The sequence below is a fragment of the Streptomyces sp. NBC_00464 genome (genome assembly GCF_036013915.1).
Lineage (GTDB): Bacteria > Actinomycetota > Actinomycetes > Streptomycetales > Streptomycetaceae > Streptomyces.
The window spans coordinates 7,463,135-7,479,107 of the sequence record NZ_CP107899.1 but is presented as its reverse complement, the minus strand read 5'-3'; the positions used below and the strand labels follow the sequence as shown (position 1 = coordinate 7,479,107).

General features: G+C 67.9%; 15 protein-coding genes. 5 read left to right on the top strand and 10 right to left on the bottom strand.

The window, feature by feature from the left end:
* Nucleotides 1–99: 99 nt before the first annotated feature.
* A complete protein-coding gene (locus OG912_RS33665; RefSeq protein WP_327712594.1) occupies nucleotides 100–1,149 on the bottom strand; it encodes a zinc-binding dehydrogenase in 1,050 nt (349 codons plus the stop codon).
* Nucleotides 1,150–1,239: 90 nt separating this feature from the next.
* Between OG912_RS33665 and OG912_RS33660 the strand changes: the two genes are divergently transcribed.
* From OG912_RS33660 to OG912_RS33640, 5 genes are all read left to right on the top strand, one after another.
* Nucleotides 1,240–1,797, top strand: coding sequence for a TetR/AcrR family transcriptional regulator (locus OG912_RS33660; RefSeq protein WP_443061115.1), 558 nt, complete (start codon nucleotides 1,240–1,242; stop codon nucleotides 1,795–1,797).
* 420 nt (nucleotides 1,798–2,217) lie between these two features.
* Nucleotides 2,218–3,219, top strand: coding sequence for a PIN domain-containing protein (locus tag OG912_RS33655; RefSeq protein WP_327712592.1), 1,002 nt, complete (start codon nucleotides 2,218–2,220; stop codon nucleotides 3,217–3,219).
* A gap of 309 nt (nucleotides 3,220–3,528) precedes the next feature.
* Complete coding sequence (locus OG912_RS33650; protein WP_327712591.1) at nucleotides 3,529–6,306, top strand: CDP-glycerol glycerophosphotransferase family protein; 2,778 nt, start codon at nucleotides 3,529–3,531, stop codon at nucleotides 6,304–6,306.
* A gap of 239 nt (nucleotides 6,307–6,545) precedes the next feature.
* Nucleotides 6,546–6,776, top strand: a complete 231-nt coding sequence (locus tag OG912_RS33645) for a hypothetical protein (RefSeq protein ID WP_327712590.1) — start codon at nucleotides 6,546–6,548, stop codon at nucleotides 6,774–6,776.
* Nucleotides 6,777–6,830: 54 nt separating this feature from the next.
* Nucleotides 6,831–7,262, top strand: coding sequence for a hypothetical protein (locus tag OG912_RS33640; protein ID WP_327712589.1), 432 nt, complete (start codon nucleotides 6,831–6,833; stop codon nucleotides 7,260–7,262).
* Between the two features lie 155 nt (nucleotides 7,263–7,417).
* On the opposite strand, the gene OG912_RS33635 is transcribed toward OG912_RS33640, so the two are convergent.
* The 9 genes from OG912_RS33635 to OG912_RS33595 form a co-directional block, all read right to left on the bottom strand.
* Nucleotides 7,418–7,807, bottom strand: a complete 390-nt coding sequence (locus tag OG912_RS33635) for a carboxymuconolactone decarboxylase family protein (protein WP_327712588.1) — start codon at nucleotides 7,805–7,807, stop codon at nucleotides 7,418–7,420.
* Nucleotides 7,804–9,333: a long-chain-fatty-acid--CoA ligase gene (locus tag OG912_RS33630; protein WP_327712587.1), complete on the bottom strand. Its 1,530-nt coding sequence runs from the start codon at nucleotides 9,331–9,333 to the stop codon at nucleotides 7,804–7,806. The genes OG912_RS33635 and OG912_RS33630 overlap by 4 nt, the downstream gene beginning before the upstream one ends.
* On the bottom strand, nucleotides 9,333–10,025 hold the full coding sequence (locus OG912_RS33625; protein WP_327712586.1) for a 3-oxoacid CoA-transferase subunit B: 693 nt from the start codon (nucleotides 10,023–10,025) through the stop codon (nucleotides 9,333–9,335). The genes OG912_RS33630 and OG912_RS33625 overlap by 1 nt, the downstream gene beginning before the upstream one ends.
* The gene (locus OG912_RS33620; RefSeq protein ID WP_327712585.1) at nucleotides 10,022–10,786 is read right to left on the bottom strand and encodes a CoA transferase subunit A; all 765 of its coding nucleotides are present in this window, start codon (nucleotides 10,784–10,786) and stop codon (nucleotides 10,022–10,024) included. The genes OG912_RS33625 and OG912_RS33620 overlap by 4 nt, the downstream gene beginning before the upstream one ends.
* The gene (locus OG912_RS33615) at nucleotides 10,783–11,373 is read right to left on the bottom strand and encodes an RBBP9/YdeN family alpha/beta hydrolase (protein ID WP_327712584.1); all 591 of its coding nucleotides are present in this window, start codon (nucleotides 11,371–11,373) and stop codon (nucleotides 10,783–10,785) included. The genes OG912_RS33620 and OG912_RS33615 overlap by 4 nt, the downstream gene beginning before the upstream one ends.
* A gap of 41 nt (nucleotides 11,374–11,414) precedes the next feature.
* Nucleotides 11,415–12,764 carry an MFS transporter gene (locus tag OG912_RS33610; RefSeq protein WP_327712583.1) on the bottom strand — a complete coding sequence of 450 codons (1,350 nt, stop codon included), beginning with the start codon at nucleotides 12,762–12,764 and terminating at the stop codon, nucleotides 11,415–11,417.
* 92 nt (nucleotides 12,765–12,856) lie between these two features.
* Nucleotides 12,857–13,909, bottom strand: coding sequence for a 3-keto-5-aminohexanoate cleavage protein (locus OG912_RS33605; protein ID WP_327712582.1), 1,053 nt, complete (start codon nucleotides 13,907–13,909; stop codon nucleotides 12,857–12,859).
* A gap of 57 nt (nucleotides 13,910–13,966) precedes the next feature.
* Nucleotides 13,967–14,845: a TauD/TfdA dioxygenase family protein gene (locus OG912_RS33600; protein WP_327712581.1), complete on the bottom strand. Its 879-nt coding sequence runs from the start codon at nucleotides 14,843–14,845 to the stop codon at nucleotides 13,967–13,969.
* Between the two features lie 105 nt (nucleotides 14,846–14,950).
* Entirely contained in the window at nucleotides 14,951–15,925 is a 975-nt protein-coding gene (locus tag OG912_RS33595) for a quinone oxidoreductase family protein (protein WP_327712580.1), read from the bottom strand.
* Nucleotides 15,926–15,973 lie beyond the last annotated feature (48 nt).

The following is a 15,973-nucleotide window of genomic DNA, read 5'->3' as shown; positions in this document are numbered from 1 at the left end:
ACCCGCCGCGACAGGAGGACTCCGCCTTCCACGGCACCGTCACCGTCGCGGCGGTCCGCTCATGGCTCCTGGTTCCGCCCGCGATCCTCGGACGGAACCTCAGGGATGCATGACGATCTTTCCCACATGCCCCCTGCGTGACAGTTCCTCCTGCGCCTGAGCGGCCTGGTCCAGGGGGAAGGCCGCGGCGACGACGGGCTGGACCTCTGCCCGGCGGGCCAGGTCCATGAGGAGATCGAAGTGTGTCGGCGTATGCATCGCGGAACCGATGACCTGGGCGTTGTGCAGGTAGAGCCGGCGCACGTCAAAGGTCACGCCGTATCCACCGAGTGCGCCGGCGATGACCCACCGGCCCCCTTCGCGCAGAAGCGGAAGCCCCTCACTCACCAGCTCACCGGCCACGACATCGAGTGCGACGTCGATTCCCTCCGGAGCGATGGCGCGGATCTGCTCGGCGATGTCTCCTGCGCGGTCGACGACTTCGTGCGCGCCCGCCTCGCGCACCGCGTCGATTTTCGGCCCGCTGCTGATGACGATCACCCTCGCGCCGCGCGCGCGGGCGATCTGCACCAGCGCGAGGCCGACGCCGCCGGACGCGCCCGAGACCAGGGCGGTCTCTCCCTGCCGCAGCCGGCCTCGCTCGATCATGCCCAGCGCTGTGCCGTACGCGGTCGGCAATGCCGCGAGCTGGTCGTCCGTGAGCGGGGAATCCGTCACGCCGTGCACGCGCTTCGCCGGCGCTGTCACGTACTCGGCGTATCCGCCGTCGCGTTCGCTCCCCATCAGGCCCACCGGGTTGGCGTGCGGCCCCTCGCTGTCGTAGATCGCGGGGTCGACGACCACGCGGCGTCCGACGAGGCTCCCCTGCACTCCGGCCCCGACGGCCACGACCCGGCCGGCCACGTCGGCGCCCTGGATGCGCGGGAAGTCGACCGGGCCCCGCCACCCCGACAGCGCCTTCGGGTCGTCCGGACGACCGTAGGCGCCCTCCCGGGTCCACAGGTCGGTGTTGTTCAGCGCCACCGCACCGACCTGGACCAGCACCTCCCCTGCCTGAAGCGCGGGGACGGCGACCTCCGCCGGCTCAAGGACCTCCGGTCCTCCGTGCCTGGTGATGCGCACCACTCGCATGGAATCGGCCACACTCATCGCTTGAACCTCCTGACAGGTATACTGATCTGTGAACCTCTCCCACCGTACACCGATCAGTGAAGGAATCTCGTGCAGGAAGTGCGGCCTCTGACGCCGGCCGGCCGCCGCATCGTGGCGGCTGCCGACGAGTTGTTCTACAGCCGCGGAATCACCGCGGTCGGCGTGGATCTGATCGCCGAGCACTCAGGCGTGACCAAGCGGACCCTGTACAACCAGTTCGGTTCGAAGGACCACCTCGTGGCGATCTGTCTCGCGGAACGCGACCGACGCTGGCGTTCGCTCGTCCGGGCCTCCGTCGACGCCGCCGACACTCCCGCCGGGGCCGTCACCGCACCCTTCGAGGCCCTGCGGACCTGGACCGGGACCAGCACCCGCGGATGCGCCTTCATCAACGCACTGGCCGAACTCCCGGACCCCTCGCATCCTGCCCACCGCATCGCCGCGAACCAGAAGCTCTGGCTGCTCGACCTGTTCAAGGAACTCGCCACCGCGGCGGGTTGCTCGCACCCGGCCACCCTCGCCACCCAACTCCTCGTACTGCACGAGGGCGCCGTCGCCACGCAGCCCCTCTCGCTCGACTGCGTCCCGGAGAGCGCCGCCTTGGCACGAGTTTTGGTTCGATCCAGCGCACCGCCCCGCCCGTAGCCGCTCTCTCGACAAGCCGCCGCCGTCCACCGGGCTGGGCGCGTCCGACGCGGTCCGGCGCGCACCCCGTCCCTCTTCCCTCGAGCACCGGGCTTGACTCGACGCCTTCCGATGGCTCCACCGCCACCACACCCGACGGGTCGAGCACCCTGACCTTGGCGCGGCCCCGGCAGGACTGCTGCTGGACACGTGGAATTTCTTCGACGACCTCTCCTGCAGCCTGAAGGTCGACCGTCGTCCGCCAACTCGACCGTCGCGCGCAGGCCGGGCCGGCTTGGACCAGCCGATGGGCCGGGCGGAACAGACGATTTTTGGGCGGCATACAACCATTTGGTGGCATGGCCTGTCTAGGGACAAGATCCATCTTTCAAACTGCCGGTGCCGAGTGCGTATGCGACCCGGCTCCGGAGAAGGAGTGTCGTGCCGGAGACTTCAGACGTGCGGGTCCCGCCCGTCCTGGCTGTGGATACGAACGCGTTCTATGGCGATCTTGAGTTGCAGAACCAGGCCTGGAACACGACTCTCCTGCGGTGCAGTCGAGGGCAACTCCGGCTCTGGATACCGGAAGTGGTCGTTCGTGAGGTTGTCCGCCTGCACGCTCGAAGGCTCGAAGAGGCGATTCGGAACATGCGGACCGGCCTGAGTGGCGTACGCGGTCTGCGCTTGACCGAAGGCATCGTTCCGGACCACGACGAGCTCGAACAGAGCGTTCGAAGCAAGGCGGAGGGTTACGAGACGCGGCTACGGTCGGCTCTCAGCAACGCCGGCGCGACGATCCTGCCGTTCCCCTCAGTTCCTCACGAGGTGCTTCCGAGGCGGGCCATGAGCGAAACAAATCCATTCCGAATGAAAGCTCGCGACCCGGAAAACAAAGGGCCCGACGGGTATCGAGACGTGTTGATTTGGCTGAGTATCGCAGAGGCGGCAACTGCCCTCTCCAGCTCGGACTTGTTGGTTTTTGTTACGGCGAAACACAGTGACTTCTGCGACGGAACAAAGGATGACACCTCGGTCAGTTCCAGTCTTCTGGCTGACCTGCCCGTACCAGTTCCGCAGGTGAAGCGATGTGCCGCTCTCCAGCATGCACTGGACGGCTTGCCGGAGGTCTCCGTAACCGACGGAGTCGGAGAGCTCCTCATCGATCCGGCGACGAGCACGCGTGAAGCCATTCTTGAATGGGTGAAGAACGCCTGCGAGAAGTCGCTCCCAGGTGCCGGTGTCAACGACGATGACTTCTCCAGCGGTTACACCTTCGAGGGTTTGAGCCTTCCGGGCGCACTGGAGAATCCAATGATCGAATACATAGATCTCGGTGAAGGCACGCTCGACTGGTCCGTCTATGAAACGTACGAAGAGGGAACCCAGTTGGCTTCAGTCACCGTCGAGGCAGAGGTGCAGTTCGACGGCTTCGCACAGAAGTAGGCTGATCTTGACGGCTTGGAGGTGCACGACTCCCATGGGAACGACCACATGGTCTGGGCCTACATCACGCAGCCGGCGCGGTTGATCTTCAATGTGACCCTTGCCCCCCAAGCAGGAGTGGTCGACCTGATCTTTGAGGGCGGAGAGGCTATCCAGCCTCGATCATTCATAAAAGAGCCCCACAAGTTCGACGGATCCACGCCTCATGTGCCCGTGCTGTTATCACGCGAAGAGTGCGGCACGCGAGTTACTCGCTTGACGTTCAATTACTTAAGTCAACCGCCACATCGAAGAAGAAGGGCCATATTCATGGCGCAGTCTCTCGCCGATCTCGCATCGGCAAGAGTGCAGAGAATCTTGCGATTCTTTCCCGAGAGCTCGCAGGCCGAGCGCGAGGAGTTGCGTGCCACGGCGCGGGAACTGCTCGACGTCCACGGTGAGGGGGTGCTCACTCGCCTCCCTGCGACCAAGCGCGTCATGTGGTACCTCGCTGCCGAGGGGCGTGCCGAGGATCTTGTCGAGGTGGTCCGGAACCAGCGCAGGGACCCGGGCGCCTTCCTCGTGGCAGGCGCCCGCCGCCCCCGCCTGGTGCTGCCGGGGCTGCGGGGCCTTGCACTGCCTGAACGGATAGCAGCGCTCAAGCCTCGCGACTTGCCGGTGACGGCGCAGCTCACCTCGGTCGACTGGCGCGGCGACGATCTGGTGTGGGAAGGGTACGCGTTTGCCGCGAACCTGCCGCGCCCATCGGGCCGCGTCATCGGCCGATTCGCGCTGCTGGAGCACGGCGAGACCGGCCGCCGCATCAAGCTGCGCATGCGCCGCACCAGAAACGAACAGGCCACCGTCGCCTCCGGACAGGCGCTGCACTGCTACGACCACACGGGCTTCGAAGTCGTCGTCCCTGCTCGTCGGCTGAGCGAGCTCGCGGGGCGCGGTGCCGGCCAGTGGTTTCTGCGCATCGGGATACTGGGACCGGGCGGGACCTACGGCGCCCGGGTGCGCCAGCGCGACGCGGGCACGGCCGGGCACAACCAGGTTCGCCATCTGGCGGACGGCTCACGTCTCGTGGTCGGCTTCACCAAGGACGCCGTGAGCATCACGGTGCAGCAGCCCGCTGTCGAGGTCGAGTCCTGCACCGTCGCGGACGGCGAACTGCGAATCGTCGCCAGGGCGCGGAGTGGCGCCGAGGCCCCCACCGCCGTGAGGATCGTCGAAGGCGACGACAGACTCGACGGCCCGCTCACTCCCCTGGCCGGTTCCTCTGACGCGTTCCGGCGCTACCAAGCGGTCTTCAGCCTCGCCCGGCTGGCCGAGAACGACCTGCCGGGAATCAGGACCCGTCAGTTCAAAGTGACCTTGCGCGGAGAAGACGGGCAGGGCCAGGAGGCCACCCTCGCCGAGGGCTTCACGACTGCAAGGCATGGGCTTGCCCCCGGCCGCGAGCTGGCCATTCACCGCGACGGGCCCGGCAGGCTGATGCTGGCGACGCGAGCAGTACGACCCGTCGTCGACGCGATGACCGTCGAGGGATCGGGGGAGCTGGTGCTCGCAGGCACGTATCCCGGTGAGGCGGCGGCCGGGAAGAAGTTCATCCTGCGGCACGGCGTCCGCTTCGAGGAGAAGGAGCTGCCGGTCGAGCTCACCGACGGGCGGTTCACTCTTCGGATCAAGCCCGAGGCGGCCCCCCAGACACACGGCCCCGAGCTTCCCCTGTGCCCCGGTCGCTGGTATCTGTTCTTCCGCGACGCGGACGCCTGGGACAAGTCCGGGGACGTCCCGGTGACCTTGCGTCCGGAGCAGGTGCAGGAGCTGCCCCTGCGCTCGAATGGCCCGCAGCGTGCTTACACCGTGGACCGCCGCTACTTCGACCGCATCTTCATCGAGCCGGAACGGCTGCTCGGCCCCGATGAGCACGGCGCCTACCGGCAGCGCATTCTGCGCGAGACGTACTTCCAGGAGCAGCGCGAGCTCCCCCTGCGCGACGCGGTCCTCTACATAAGCCTCGGGGGCAAGCAGTTCTCGGACTCCCCGCGGGCGGTCTACGAGGAGCTGGTGCGCCGGGGGGTCGAGGTCGAGCACATCTGGACCACGGACGCGGGGCTGCCCGAGATGCCGCCGGAAGCGCGTGTGGTGGGCTGGGGCAGCCGCGAGTGGTACGAGGCACTGGCACGCAGCCGCTACGTCGTCGTCAACACGGCGGTGGGCGACTGGTTCGTCACCCGCCCCGGGCAACGGGTCGTGCAGACCTGGCACGGCACGCCGCTGAAGAAGATCGGCAAGGACCTGCTCGGCTCTCCCCAGTCGAGTCCCTCCTATATCGCCGGCCTGCCGCACAGCTACCGGCAGTTCGACTTCGTGGTGTCGCCGAACGCGTACACCACGGAGATCATGCGCAGGGCGTACTCCATCGAGGGCGACCTGCTCGAGAGCGGCTATCCGCGCAACGACGCCTTCCACGCCCCCGACCGTGACGCGCGGGCCGCGCGGGTCAGGGAGCGGCTCGGCCTGCCCGAGGGCAAGAAGGTGGTGCTCTACGCTCCCACCTGGCGGGAAGACCAGCGGCACGCGAGCAATCTGTACAAACTCGATCTGCGGATCGACCTGGCCGCGGCCCAGACCGAACTCGGTCAGGACCATGTGCTGCTCTTCCGCAAGCACCCGAGGGTCCATGACAACGTACCGGGCGCCGGCCGGGGCTTCGTGTGGGATGTCACCCGCTACCCGGACATCGCCGATCTGTACCTCGTCGCCGATGTCCTGATCACCGACTACTCCTCGGCGCTCTTCGACTTCGCGCACTCGGGTAAGCCGATGCTGTTCTTCACCTATGACCTGGAGCACTACCGGGACTCGCTGCGCGGCTTGTACTTCGACTTCACCACCCGGGCGCCCGGCCCGCTGCTGGAGACCTCCGAAGAACTACTCAAGGCCCTGCGCGACGTCGATTCCGTCGAAGCGGAGTACCGGGAGAAGTACGCTCAGTTCAAGAGGGACTTCTGCGAGCCCGGGGACGGTCTCGCGACAGCCCGGGTCGTGGACCGCATGCTCGTCGACGGACCGCACGCCGCCGCCCCGACCGACGCCTGAGCGCTGTGTGTGCCGAATACCCCGTCCGTGCAGGTCACCTCGGATCCAGAGGCTGAAGTGCTGTGCGAGCATGCGGGCGCGGCCGGGGTGGACGGACCTTGCCCCAAGGCCGGGCAGTTAGCGTTTTCGCAGGTCATGCAAGCCAGTTGAAGGATTTTCGACGCAGAGCAACGGAGCTCGTCGGTACAGGCAGCCATCCAGGACAGCTTGTACTTGAGGAGCTCCGTTGCCGTTTCATCATGGCCTGTCGGCCCCCGACGGCCATCACCCCTACGGTCACGGCGGCCGCGGGTCGGTTCGCGCCCGGGCATCTGTGCGAGCCGACGGCCGTCGTGCCGTTCGAGCTGGTCGAGCTGGTCGACGCGGTCCTGGCGGAGACCGCTCGGCCGGCGAGCCCCGGAATGGGCTCAAGCCTTGCGACTTACGTACTTGCATGCACAGAAGACGTACAGACGTACTTCGCCCTGTGAATAGGGCGAAGTCAGCTGATTGGCTGACAGGTGCGGGATGCGTCCGGTAGATGTGTGCGCGTGACTGACTTGACGCCCGAGGACGACGAGCCCACCTCCTTCGGTCAGAAGACGAAGGACTGGTACAAGAAGCACGAGCCGAAGATCCGTGTCGCCTTCGGCGTGACTCTGGCCGTAGGCCTAGTCGTCGTCGCCCATCTCTACCTGCGCAAGGACGGCGAAGAATACGAATCCGGGGACATCGAGGATTCCCCCGAGCATGAGTCCGGCAGTGAGCCCACGGAGCCGCGTCAGTCCTCCCTCGACCCGGACCGCGATCCCTTCCTTCGGAGGCTCCCTCCTGGGCATCGGGCCAGCGATGCGGCAAAGGCGAGGTACAGAGAGCTGACGGGCAACGAGCTCCCGTCCGGTTACACCGTGGTTCGCCGATGGATGTACCTGGACGACGCCTCGGAGGAAGAGGACGGCGGCGAAGCCGCGGCCTGAGCGCCTCGCGTTCCTGTGCAGTGCCCGGCTGAGCCGCCGCAGAACGCCTCTGCCACCGTTGACCTTCGGATATGCAGCCCGGGGGGGGCGTGGGCCTCGTCGGCCTTGAAACCGCGACAGAACCCACCACACCATTCATGCTCAGGACGGCTCGTTCACGGGGAGGCGGCTCCCTTTTCCCGCGCGTCGAGCTCTTCCATCAGTATCGGTGCGCCGATGTTGCAGGAGTGAATGCCGATCACGGTGGCAAGCTTGAGGACTTCGAGGATCTCCTCGGCGGTGACGCCGAGGTCGAGGGCGGCTCGGATGTGACGGCGCACCCCGGGCGCGTACATGTGGGTGCAGGCCGCGTCCACGGCGATGCAGAGCAGCTCGATCACCTTCGGCGGGAGGACTCCGCTGCGCCACGGTTGAGTGGCCGTCCGCAGGTAGTCCTCGGTCCAGTGCGGGTCCAGCTCGGCCAGCCCGTCCCACAACGGGTTCCATTCACCGCGCTCGCGCATCCGGTCGAGGAAGGGAGTTACGGCATCGGAGGCTTCGGTCATGCGCCCGCCCCCGTTCGGCCGCTCAGTTCCCGTTTGAGGATCTTTCCCGTGGCGGTCATCGGCAGCGAGCTGCTGAAGACGACGGACCTCGGGTACTTGTATCCCGCCATCTGCTCCTTGCACCAGGCGATCAGCTCCGTCTCGGTGATCAGGGCGGTCGCTTCGAGGATGACGAAGGCTTTGACCTCCTCGCCGTTACGTGCGTCCGGGACGCCGATGACGGATGCCAGGGACACGTCGGGGTGGCTCATCAGCACCTCCTCGATCTCGCGCGGGTAGACGTTGTACCCGCCTCGGATGATCAGGTCCTTGGTGCGGTCGACGATGTAGTAGTGGCCGTCCTCGTCGACGCGCGCCAAGTCACCTGTGTGGAGCCAGCCGTCGCGCAGTGTGCGGGCGGTCTCCTCGGGGCGGTTGTGGTAGCCCTTCATGACGTTGTGGCCGCGCAGCACGAGCTCGCCGACCTGCCCGTCGCCGGTGATCCTCTCCCCTTCCCTGTCGACGAGCCGGGCCTCGACGCCCCAGACGGGCACCCCGATCGAACCGGGTCTCGGTTCGCCCTCCGGGTCCGTGAACAGGGCCAGTGGAGAAGTTTCGGACAGGCCGTAGCCCTCGCGGATCCGGACGCCGAACCGCTCGGCGAACCGGGTGTGGATCTCCACCGGCAGCGCGGAGCCACCGGAGACCGCCAGGCGGAGGTTGCGGGTGAGGTGGTCGACGTCGTCGGTGTGGTGATCGAGCGCGCCGAGCAGCCCCCAGTACATGGTGGGCACACCGGCGAACGCAGTGATCCGCTCCTCGTGCATCAGCCGTAGCGCCGCCTGTGGTTCGAAGCGCGGCATCAGTACCAGGGTGGCGCCGGCTGACAGGCCCGCGTTCATGCTCACGCTCTGTCCGAAGGAGTGGAACAGCGGAAGTGCCAGCAGATGAATGTCGGGCCGGGCCGGAGAACTGTCGAAGAGACGGGTGGCCGTCAGGGCGTTGAGCACCATGTTGGCGTGCGACAGTTCGGCGCCTTTGGGCCGTCCGGTGGTGCCGCTGGTGTAAAGGATCACCGCCGTGTCCGTGGGCTCGCGCGGTACGGACTCGAAGGTTTCGGGCCTGTCCCGGAACATGTCGTCGGTGATCAGGAACATCTCCCGGCAACCGGCGGTCGCCTCGAAGCCTTCCCGCCCGTATTCCCCCATCGGCAGGTCCGCCGTGCCTTCGTGGCAGAAGTACAGCACGGCTCCGGAGTCCGCCAGGTGGTAGGCGATCTCGCGGGGCTTGAGCAGGATGTTCAGTGGTACGACCACCGCGCCGGCCTTGAGGATGCCGAAGTAGACGATCGGGAACTCGGGCAGGTTCGGACAGGAGAGGGCCACCCGGTCCCCCGGCCTGACACCGCGCGCCACCAGCAGATGCGCGACCCGGGAGGCTCGGGCGTCGACCTCGGCGTAGCTGAGCCGACGGTCACCGGCTACCAGTGCCACGCGACGGGGACAGCGCCGGACGGAGTCCTCCAGGACGACGGACAGGTTCAGCATCAGGAGCTCGCCTTCGGTCGTGCCAGCGGAGCGTCGGTGGCCGCACGTACGGTGTCCTCGCATACCCCGGGCGCGCATTCACGCAGCACCAGCCCCTGTCCGGTGACGTCGATGACGGCGAGGTCGGTGATGATCCGATGGACGACACCCCGCCCCGTCAACGGCAAGGTGCACCGGCGCACGACCTTCGACGCCCCGGACCTGCTGGTGTGTTCCATGAGCACGATCACCCGGCGGGCGCCGTGCACGAGGTCCATCGCCCCGCCCATCCCCTTGACCATCGCGCCGGGCACCATCCAGTTCGCCAGGTCGCCGGCCGCGGAGACCTGCATGCCACCGAGGACCGCGGTGTCGATGTGGCCGCCGCGGATCATCGCGAAGGACAGCGCGGAGTCGAAGAAGGAGGCGCCCGGATTGACGGTCACGGTCTCCTTGCCCGCATTGATCAGGTCCGGGTCCACGGAGTCCTCGTCGGGGTAGGCGCCCGTGCCCAGGATCCCGTTCTCGCTGTGCAGGACGATGCCGAGGCCGGGCTGCAGATGGTCGGGGATGAGCGTCGGCAGTCCGATGCCGAGGTTGACGTACTCGCCCGGTACGAGTTCGCAGGCGGCCCTTGCCGCCATCTGGTCCCGGGTCCAGCCGTGTGTCCTGCCGGGTGCCGCACTCGTCGGCGCCGCCGTTGTCGCGCTCATGCGCCGTTCTCCTTCGCCGTTGTCACCGTGCGCTTTTCGATCTGCTTGTCCTGGACGCCCGTGTGGACGATCCGGTCGACGAAGATTCCGGGCAGATGTACGAGTCCGGGGTCCAACTCGCCTGGCTGCACGAGGTGTTCGACCTGGGCGATGCAGACCCGCCCGGCCGTCGCCGCGAGCGGGTTGAAGTTCCGTGCGGACTTGTCGAACAGCAGGTTCCCCTCGGTATCCCCGATCAGGGCGTGCACGAGGGCGAAGTCGGCGGTGATCGACTCCTCGAGGACGTGGCGCCGCCCGCCGTACTCGCGTGTCTCCTTGGGCGGGGAGGCCACCGCCACCGAGCCGTCGGCGTCGTAGCGCCAGGGCAGCCCTCCGTCGGAGACGGGGGTGTCGACCCCGGCCGGGGTGAAGAAGGCGGGGATGCCCGCCCCGCCGGCGCGGAGCTTCTCGGCCAGGGTGCCCTGAGGAGTCAGTTCGACCTCCAACTCCCCCGCCAGGTACTGCCGGGCGAACTCGGCGTTCTCGCCGACGTACGAGGCCGTCACCCGCCGGACCCGCCTTCGCCGCAGCAGTTGCCCGAGCCCGTGGCCGTCCGTCCCGCAGTTGTTGGAGATCACGTGGAGCCCGGTGGCCGGCCCGGCGGCCACGGCCGCGATCAGGGCGTCGGGGACACCGCAGAGGCCGAAGCCGCCGACGGTGAGCGAGGCGCCGTCGGGGATGTCGGCGACCGCCTCGGCCGCTGTTGCACAGACCTGGGTCACGAGGCTGCCCTCTCGGTCTCCCGGCTGCCGAGCAACTGTCGCACCAGCTCCTCCGCGCGCGGCCAGTACCCGTGCCCGGAAGCCGGGTTGAGGTGCCCGACCCGCCCGAGGTCGACCGGACGGCTGCCCCATACCTCCGCAAGACCGGCGACATGCCGACGCGCGGCGAGCGGGTCGTTGCTGCTGATGCCGAGGATGCTGGGGAAAGGCAGTTGGCAGCGTGGCACGGGCAGCCACCCTTCGCGCTCAAGTTCCCGCACGGAGGGATGGCCCTCGGGAAGCGGTCGTTCCAGATCTGCGGGGGTCGCCAGCAGAGCACCGTGGATCTGCCGGGTCGGCTTGCGGGCCCAGTGCACGGTGGTGATGACCCCGGCGCTGTGGGCGACGAGTACGACGGGGCCAGAGACCGAGGCGAGCACCTCGTCGAGGGCGGCGACATGGGCGGCCCGACTGAGCCTGTCGTGCACGAGCGGGGGTACGGTACGCGCGCCGTCGAGCCGATCGGCCAGGTAGGTCTGCCAGTGGTCGGCGACGTGGTCACGCAGTCCGGGCACGATCACCACGGTCGGTGGCGGGGTGTCTGTCATGTTCGTCCCTGATGGATCGGGGGATTCGGCTGGTTCGGGGTTCAGCGGGCGGTGGGCAGGGCGAGCCGGTCGAGGTGGAGCTTTCCGGCCGGGGCGAGCCGCCTGCCGAGCAGCAGCACGGCGATGGCGGCGAGGTACATCAGCGGGGCGAGGCGCAGGGCTCCGGCCAGTCCGAGGTGATCGGCGACCATCCCGACGGCGAAGGGGCCGAGGGCAAGACCCAGCACGTTGTTGGCAACCGTGAGCGTCCCGAGCCCGGTCGCCCGTACGGAACGGTGGGACAGTTCGGCGACGACGGCGGCGGTGGGCCCCGATGAACCGGCGGCGAAGAACGACCCGCAGCCGATGAGGATCAGCGACGCCGCACCGGGCGCCAGGCCGAAGCCGGCCGACAGGCAGACCAGCGATACGACGCAGAACGCCACTCCTGCGGTCCACTGGCCGGAGGCGTCGGAGCGTGAGCGGGTGAACCGATCGGAGATGATTCCGCAGATCACCATGCCGCTGCCGATGAGCAGGACGAAGACCGCGGCGATAACGGAAGCCTCATCCGTCTGAAGGTGGTAGTAGCGGTTGAAGTAGCTCGGTGTCCAGGAGAGCAGCACGGCCGGAGTGAACATCTGCAGCCCGCCGCCGATGTAGGCGCACAGCAGTGCCGGGTTGGTGAACAGGCTCGTGAACGGTGCGCGGCCACCGGCCGGCGCCGCGGGGGATCTCGGCTCGACCGCGTACTGGTCCAGCTTCTGCTCGCTCACCACGGCCCGGAACACGGCGACCAGCAGCAGCCCGAAGGCCGCCATGGCTGCGAAGGACCAGCGCCAGCCCACGTGCACGGCGAGACTGCCGCCGACGGCGACGCCGACCACCGAGCCGAAGGACCCGCCGGCCATGAACGCCCCGCCGAGCGTGGCGTGGACTCGTGGGGCGAAGACGCTGAGCACCACCGCGATTCCGACGCTGCCGTAGGCGGCCTCGCCGACCCCGACGAGGAACCGTGCGGCGAGCATCTCGTGGTAGTTCCCCGCGACCGCGCACAGGAGCGTGGCCACGCTCCACACCACCGCCATCACGGCCAGGCTCCTGACCCGGCCCCAGCGGTCGGCCACGAGTGAGAGCGGCAGGGTGAGCAGCCCGACCATCAGCGCCACGACGCTGCTCAGCGAGGCCAGGTGGGCGTCGGACAACGACCACTCGGTCTTCAGGACAGGGAAGACGGCGCTGAGCACCTGCCGGGACATGTAGTCCGAAAGCAGCAGCCCGAAGGCCAGGGCGAAGACGAGCCAGGGGTACGTTCTGCTGGTCCCTGTACCGGGACCAGCACCAGCACCCGTTGCGGTTGCGGTTGCGGTGGGTGGCGTCGGCGCCCCGCCCATGGTTTCGCGCGATGTCACGGTCACTCCTCACAGCTGCGGGAACTGCCGGTGGTTCGCCCCCGGCCGGCGGCACACCGGGCCGGGGGCAGGTGACGGTCGCTGTCGACCGGTCAGGCGTGGTGGGTGAAACCGACCTGGCCGGGCCTGCGGTTCGGCGCATAACCGAGCTTGGCCAGCGTCTCGTCGGCATCCGCGTAGCTGGTACCGATCTTGTAGATCTCGTGGGCGTCCTTCGCGGTGGCTACCTCGCGGCCGAGCTCACCGGCGATCCGGACCAGCTGCTTGATCTGCTCGACGGAGGTGGCCTTGGCGCCCTGGCGGCCCCACAGAGTGTCCTCGTTGCCGCACCGCGTGTGCAGTCCCATGGCGATCGCCATCGCGTTGACCGGTAGGACGCTGCGCATGAGGGTCTCCAGGGTGAGGATCGCCCCGTCCGGCACCCGGTTGATGAACTGCATGATGTTGTACGGGTTCGGGCCGTCGAATCCACCCCCGATGCCCACCCAGGTGACGTTCAGCGGGCCGGTGTAGACGCCCCTGCGGATCAGCCGCTCGACGGTTTCCAGCTGCGGGATGCTCGACAGCTGGAAGTGCGGCTGGATGCCCGCCGCCTGCAGCCTGCGCAGGTGCTCCTCGACCCAGGCGGGACCGGCCGGCACCGTCATCTCCCGATATGCCTCGGCGAGTTCGGGACGCGTCATGGAGGTACCCGCGATGTCGTCGGGGGTCATCAGCTCCATGATGTTCATCTGGCTGGTGTTGATCGCGATGGTCACCTGGTCGGGCTTGGGGTCGAGCTCGGCCAGCATGTGGCGGGTGTCGTCGGACAACCACTTGGCATCGGCGCCCGAGCCCTCGGGCGCGAACGAGATCGACCCGCCGACCTGAAGGATCATCTCCGGCACCGCCTCCCGCAGCCGCCCGAGCAGTTCGTTGAACTTCGACAGCCGCTTGGAGCCCTTGCCGTCCAGTTCCCGCACGTGGATGTGCAGGACGGTGGCGCCCGCCTCGAAGCAGTCCACCGCTTGCTGGACGTGCTCGTCCATGGTCAGCGGCAGGTCCTCACGGAAGTCGTCCGGCTCCCATTCCGGGCCGTAGGGCGCACTGGTGATGACCAGCTTGTCCTGGTTCTCGGGGAAGAGCGCATCATCGTGGAAATGCATGGGTGTACTCCGTTCACGGGTGCTCGTGCGGGTGGTTGAGAAGGAGGTTCGAGCCGCTCAGAAGGGGCGGTCGCCGATGATCCCGGCGCGCTCCATCTTGCGGACGGCCGGCCAGTAGTCCTGGACGGCGTAGTGCTGCGTGGAGCGGTTGTCCCAGATGGCGACGCTGTTCGGCGTCCACCGCCACCTCACCTGGTACTCCGGGATGGTGGCCTGGCTGATCAGGTAGCTGAGCAAGTGGGCGGCACCGGGTGCGTAGTCGATGCCGCACCGGATGTTCTGCGGGGTGTGGTAGTTGACGAAGTGCGTGGTGAACGCGTTGACGAAGAGGATCCGCTCCCCGGTCTCCGGATGGGTGCGCACCACGGGGTGCTCCGCGTCGGGGAACCGTCGCTTGAGCTCGTGGCGCTGTTCCTCCGGCAGTGCGGCACCGAAGGACGCCTCGATGCTGTGCCGGGCGCGCAGTCCGTCGATCCGATTCCTGACCTCGGCCGGCAGCTTCTCGTACGCCGCGGCCATGTCGACCCAGATGGTGTCGCCCCCGACAGAAGGTGCCTCCACACTTCGCAGCACGCAGCCCATGGGCGGGTTCTCCCGCCAGGTGGCATCGCAGTGGTACGCGTTCTCGTAGTGCTCCGGCGGGCTGTCCAGGTCCTTGTAGATCCGGACGAGTCCGGGGTGGTCCGGATCGCTTCCCGCCACCGGGTGGTCCTCGAGCGACCCGAACCGCTCGGCCAGTGCGACGTGTTCGGCACGGGTGAAGTGCTGATCACGCAGGAACAGCACTTTGTGCTTCAGCAGCAGCGCCTTCAGCTCCGCGAACAGCGTGTCGTCGCGGGCGACGTCACCGAGGTCCACATCGAACAGCTCGGCTCCGATATGGCAGGTGAGGGGCTGTGCCGTGATCGTGGTAGCGACACTGGTCGCCGTGCTCATCGCTGTCTCCTCTCGTCGGGGTACAGGGGGAACGGGCAGGGTCCGGGGGGACCACGTCGGCCCACGTAGGCCCTCGTCGGCCTTCGTCGGCCCTCGTCGGCCCTCTCAGAGCGAGAAGACCGAGGAGCCGGTGCTCCGGCCGGCCTCCAGGTCACGGTGCGCCTGGGCGGCATCGGCAAGGGCGTACCGCTGATTGATCTCGATGCGGATGCGCCCCGACCCGACGTGACCGAACAGCTCACCGACCAACCGGGCACGCTCCTCGGGGTCGGCGATGTAGTCGGCCAAGGCCGGCCTGGTCACGAACAGCGAGCCCTTGACCGCGAGTTGCATGGCGTCGATCGGCGGTACGGGGCCGGAGGCGGTGCCGAAGCAGACCAGCAGTCCGCGTGCGGACAACGACTCAAGCGATGTCGCATACGTGGCGGCGCCGATGCTGTCGAACACCACGGGGACGCCCGCGCCATCCGTCAGCTCGCGCACACGGTCCGCCACCTTCTCCCGCGGATACAGAACGACCTCGTCGCAGCCGTGCTCCCTGGCGACCTCGGCCTTCTCCTCAGTGGAGACGGAGCCGATGACGCGGATGCCGAGCAGCTTCGCCCACTGGCAGAAGATCAGCCCCACGCCGCCCGCCGCGGCGTGCAGCAGCACGGTGTCCCCGGCCTTCAGCGGATGAATGCGGCGCAGCAGGTAGGCGGTCGTCAGACCCCGCATCGTCATCGCCGCCGCGGTGTCGAAGGGAATGACCTCCGGCAGTTTGATCAGCGATGCGGTCGGCAACACCCGTTCCGTGCTGTACGCGCCGAGGGGACTGCCGGTGTACGTGACGCGGTCCCCGGCGGCGAAGTCCATGACTCCCGGACCCACGGCCTCGATGACGCCCGCGCCCTCCACGCCGAGGCCGGCGGGCAGGGCGGCCGGGTACAGACCGGTACGGAAATAGGTGTCGGCGAAGTTGAGCCCGACCGCGGAGTGCCGCACCCGCACCTCTCCGGGCCCGGGCTCACCGACCTCGACGGCCTCCCACCGCATCACTTCTGGGGCACCGGGTTCGTAGAAGCGGATGGCGTGCGCCACGGTGTTCTCCTCGCGCTGTGTACTGGTCGAACCGGGGTTTGACGTTTA

Bases quoted from the DNA above. Each gene is read 5' to 3' on its own strand.
- OG912_RS33625 (WP_327712586.1), bottom strand. From the start codon at position 10,025: ATGAGCGCGACAACGGCGGCGCCGACGAGTGCGGCACCCGGCAGGACA.
- OG912_RS33650 (WP_327712591.1), top strand. From the start codon at position 3,529: ATGGCGCAGTCTCTCGCCGATCTCGCATCGGCAAGAGTGCAGAGAATC.
- OG912_RS33645 (WP_327712590.1), top strand. From the start codon at position 6,546: ATGGCCTGTCGGCCCCCGACGGCCATCACCCCTACGGTCACGGCGGCC.
- OG912_RS33615 (WP_327712584.1), bottom strand. From the start codon at position 11,373: ATGACAGACACCCCGCCACCGACCGTGGTGATCGTGCCCGGACTGCGT.
- OG912_RS33600 (WP_327712581.1), bottom strand. From the start codon at position 14,845: ATGAGCACGGCGACCAGTGTCGCTACCACGATCACGGCACAGCCCCTC.
- OG912_RS33635 (WP_327712588.1), bottom strand. From the start codon at position 7,807: ATGACCGAAGCCTCCGATGCCGTAACTCCCTTCCTCGACCGGATGCGC.
- OG912_RS33665 (WP_327712594.1), bottom strand. From the start codon at position 1,149: ATGAGTGTGGCCGATTCCATGCGAGTGGTGCGCATCACCAGGCACGGA.
- OG912_RS33605 (WP_327712582.1), bottom strand. From the start codon at position 13,909: ATGCATTTCCACGATGATGCGCTCTTCCCCGAGAACCAGGACAAGCTG.
- OG912_RS33630 (WP_327712587.1), bottom strand. From the start codon at position 9,333: ATGCTGAACCTGTCCGTCGTCCTGGAGGACTCCGTCCGGCGCTGTCCC.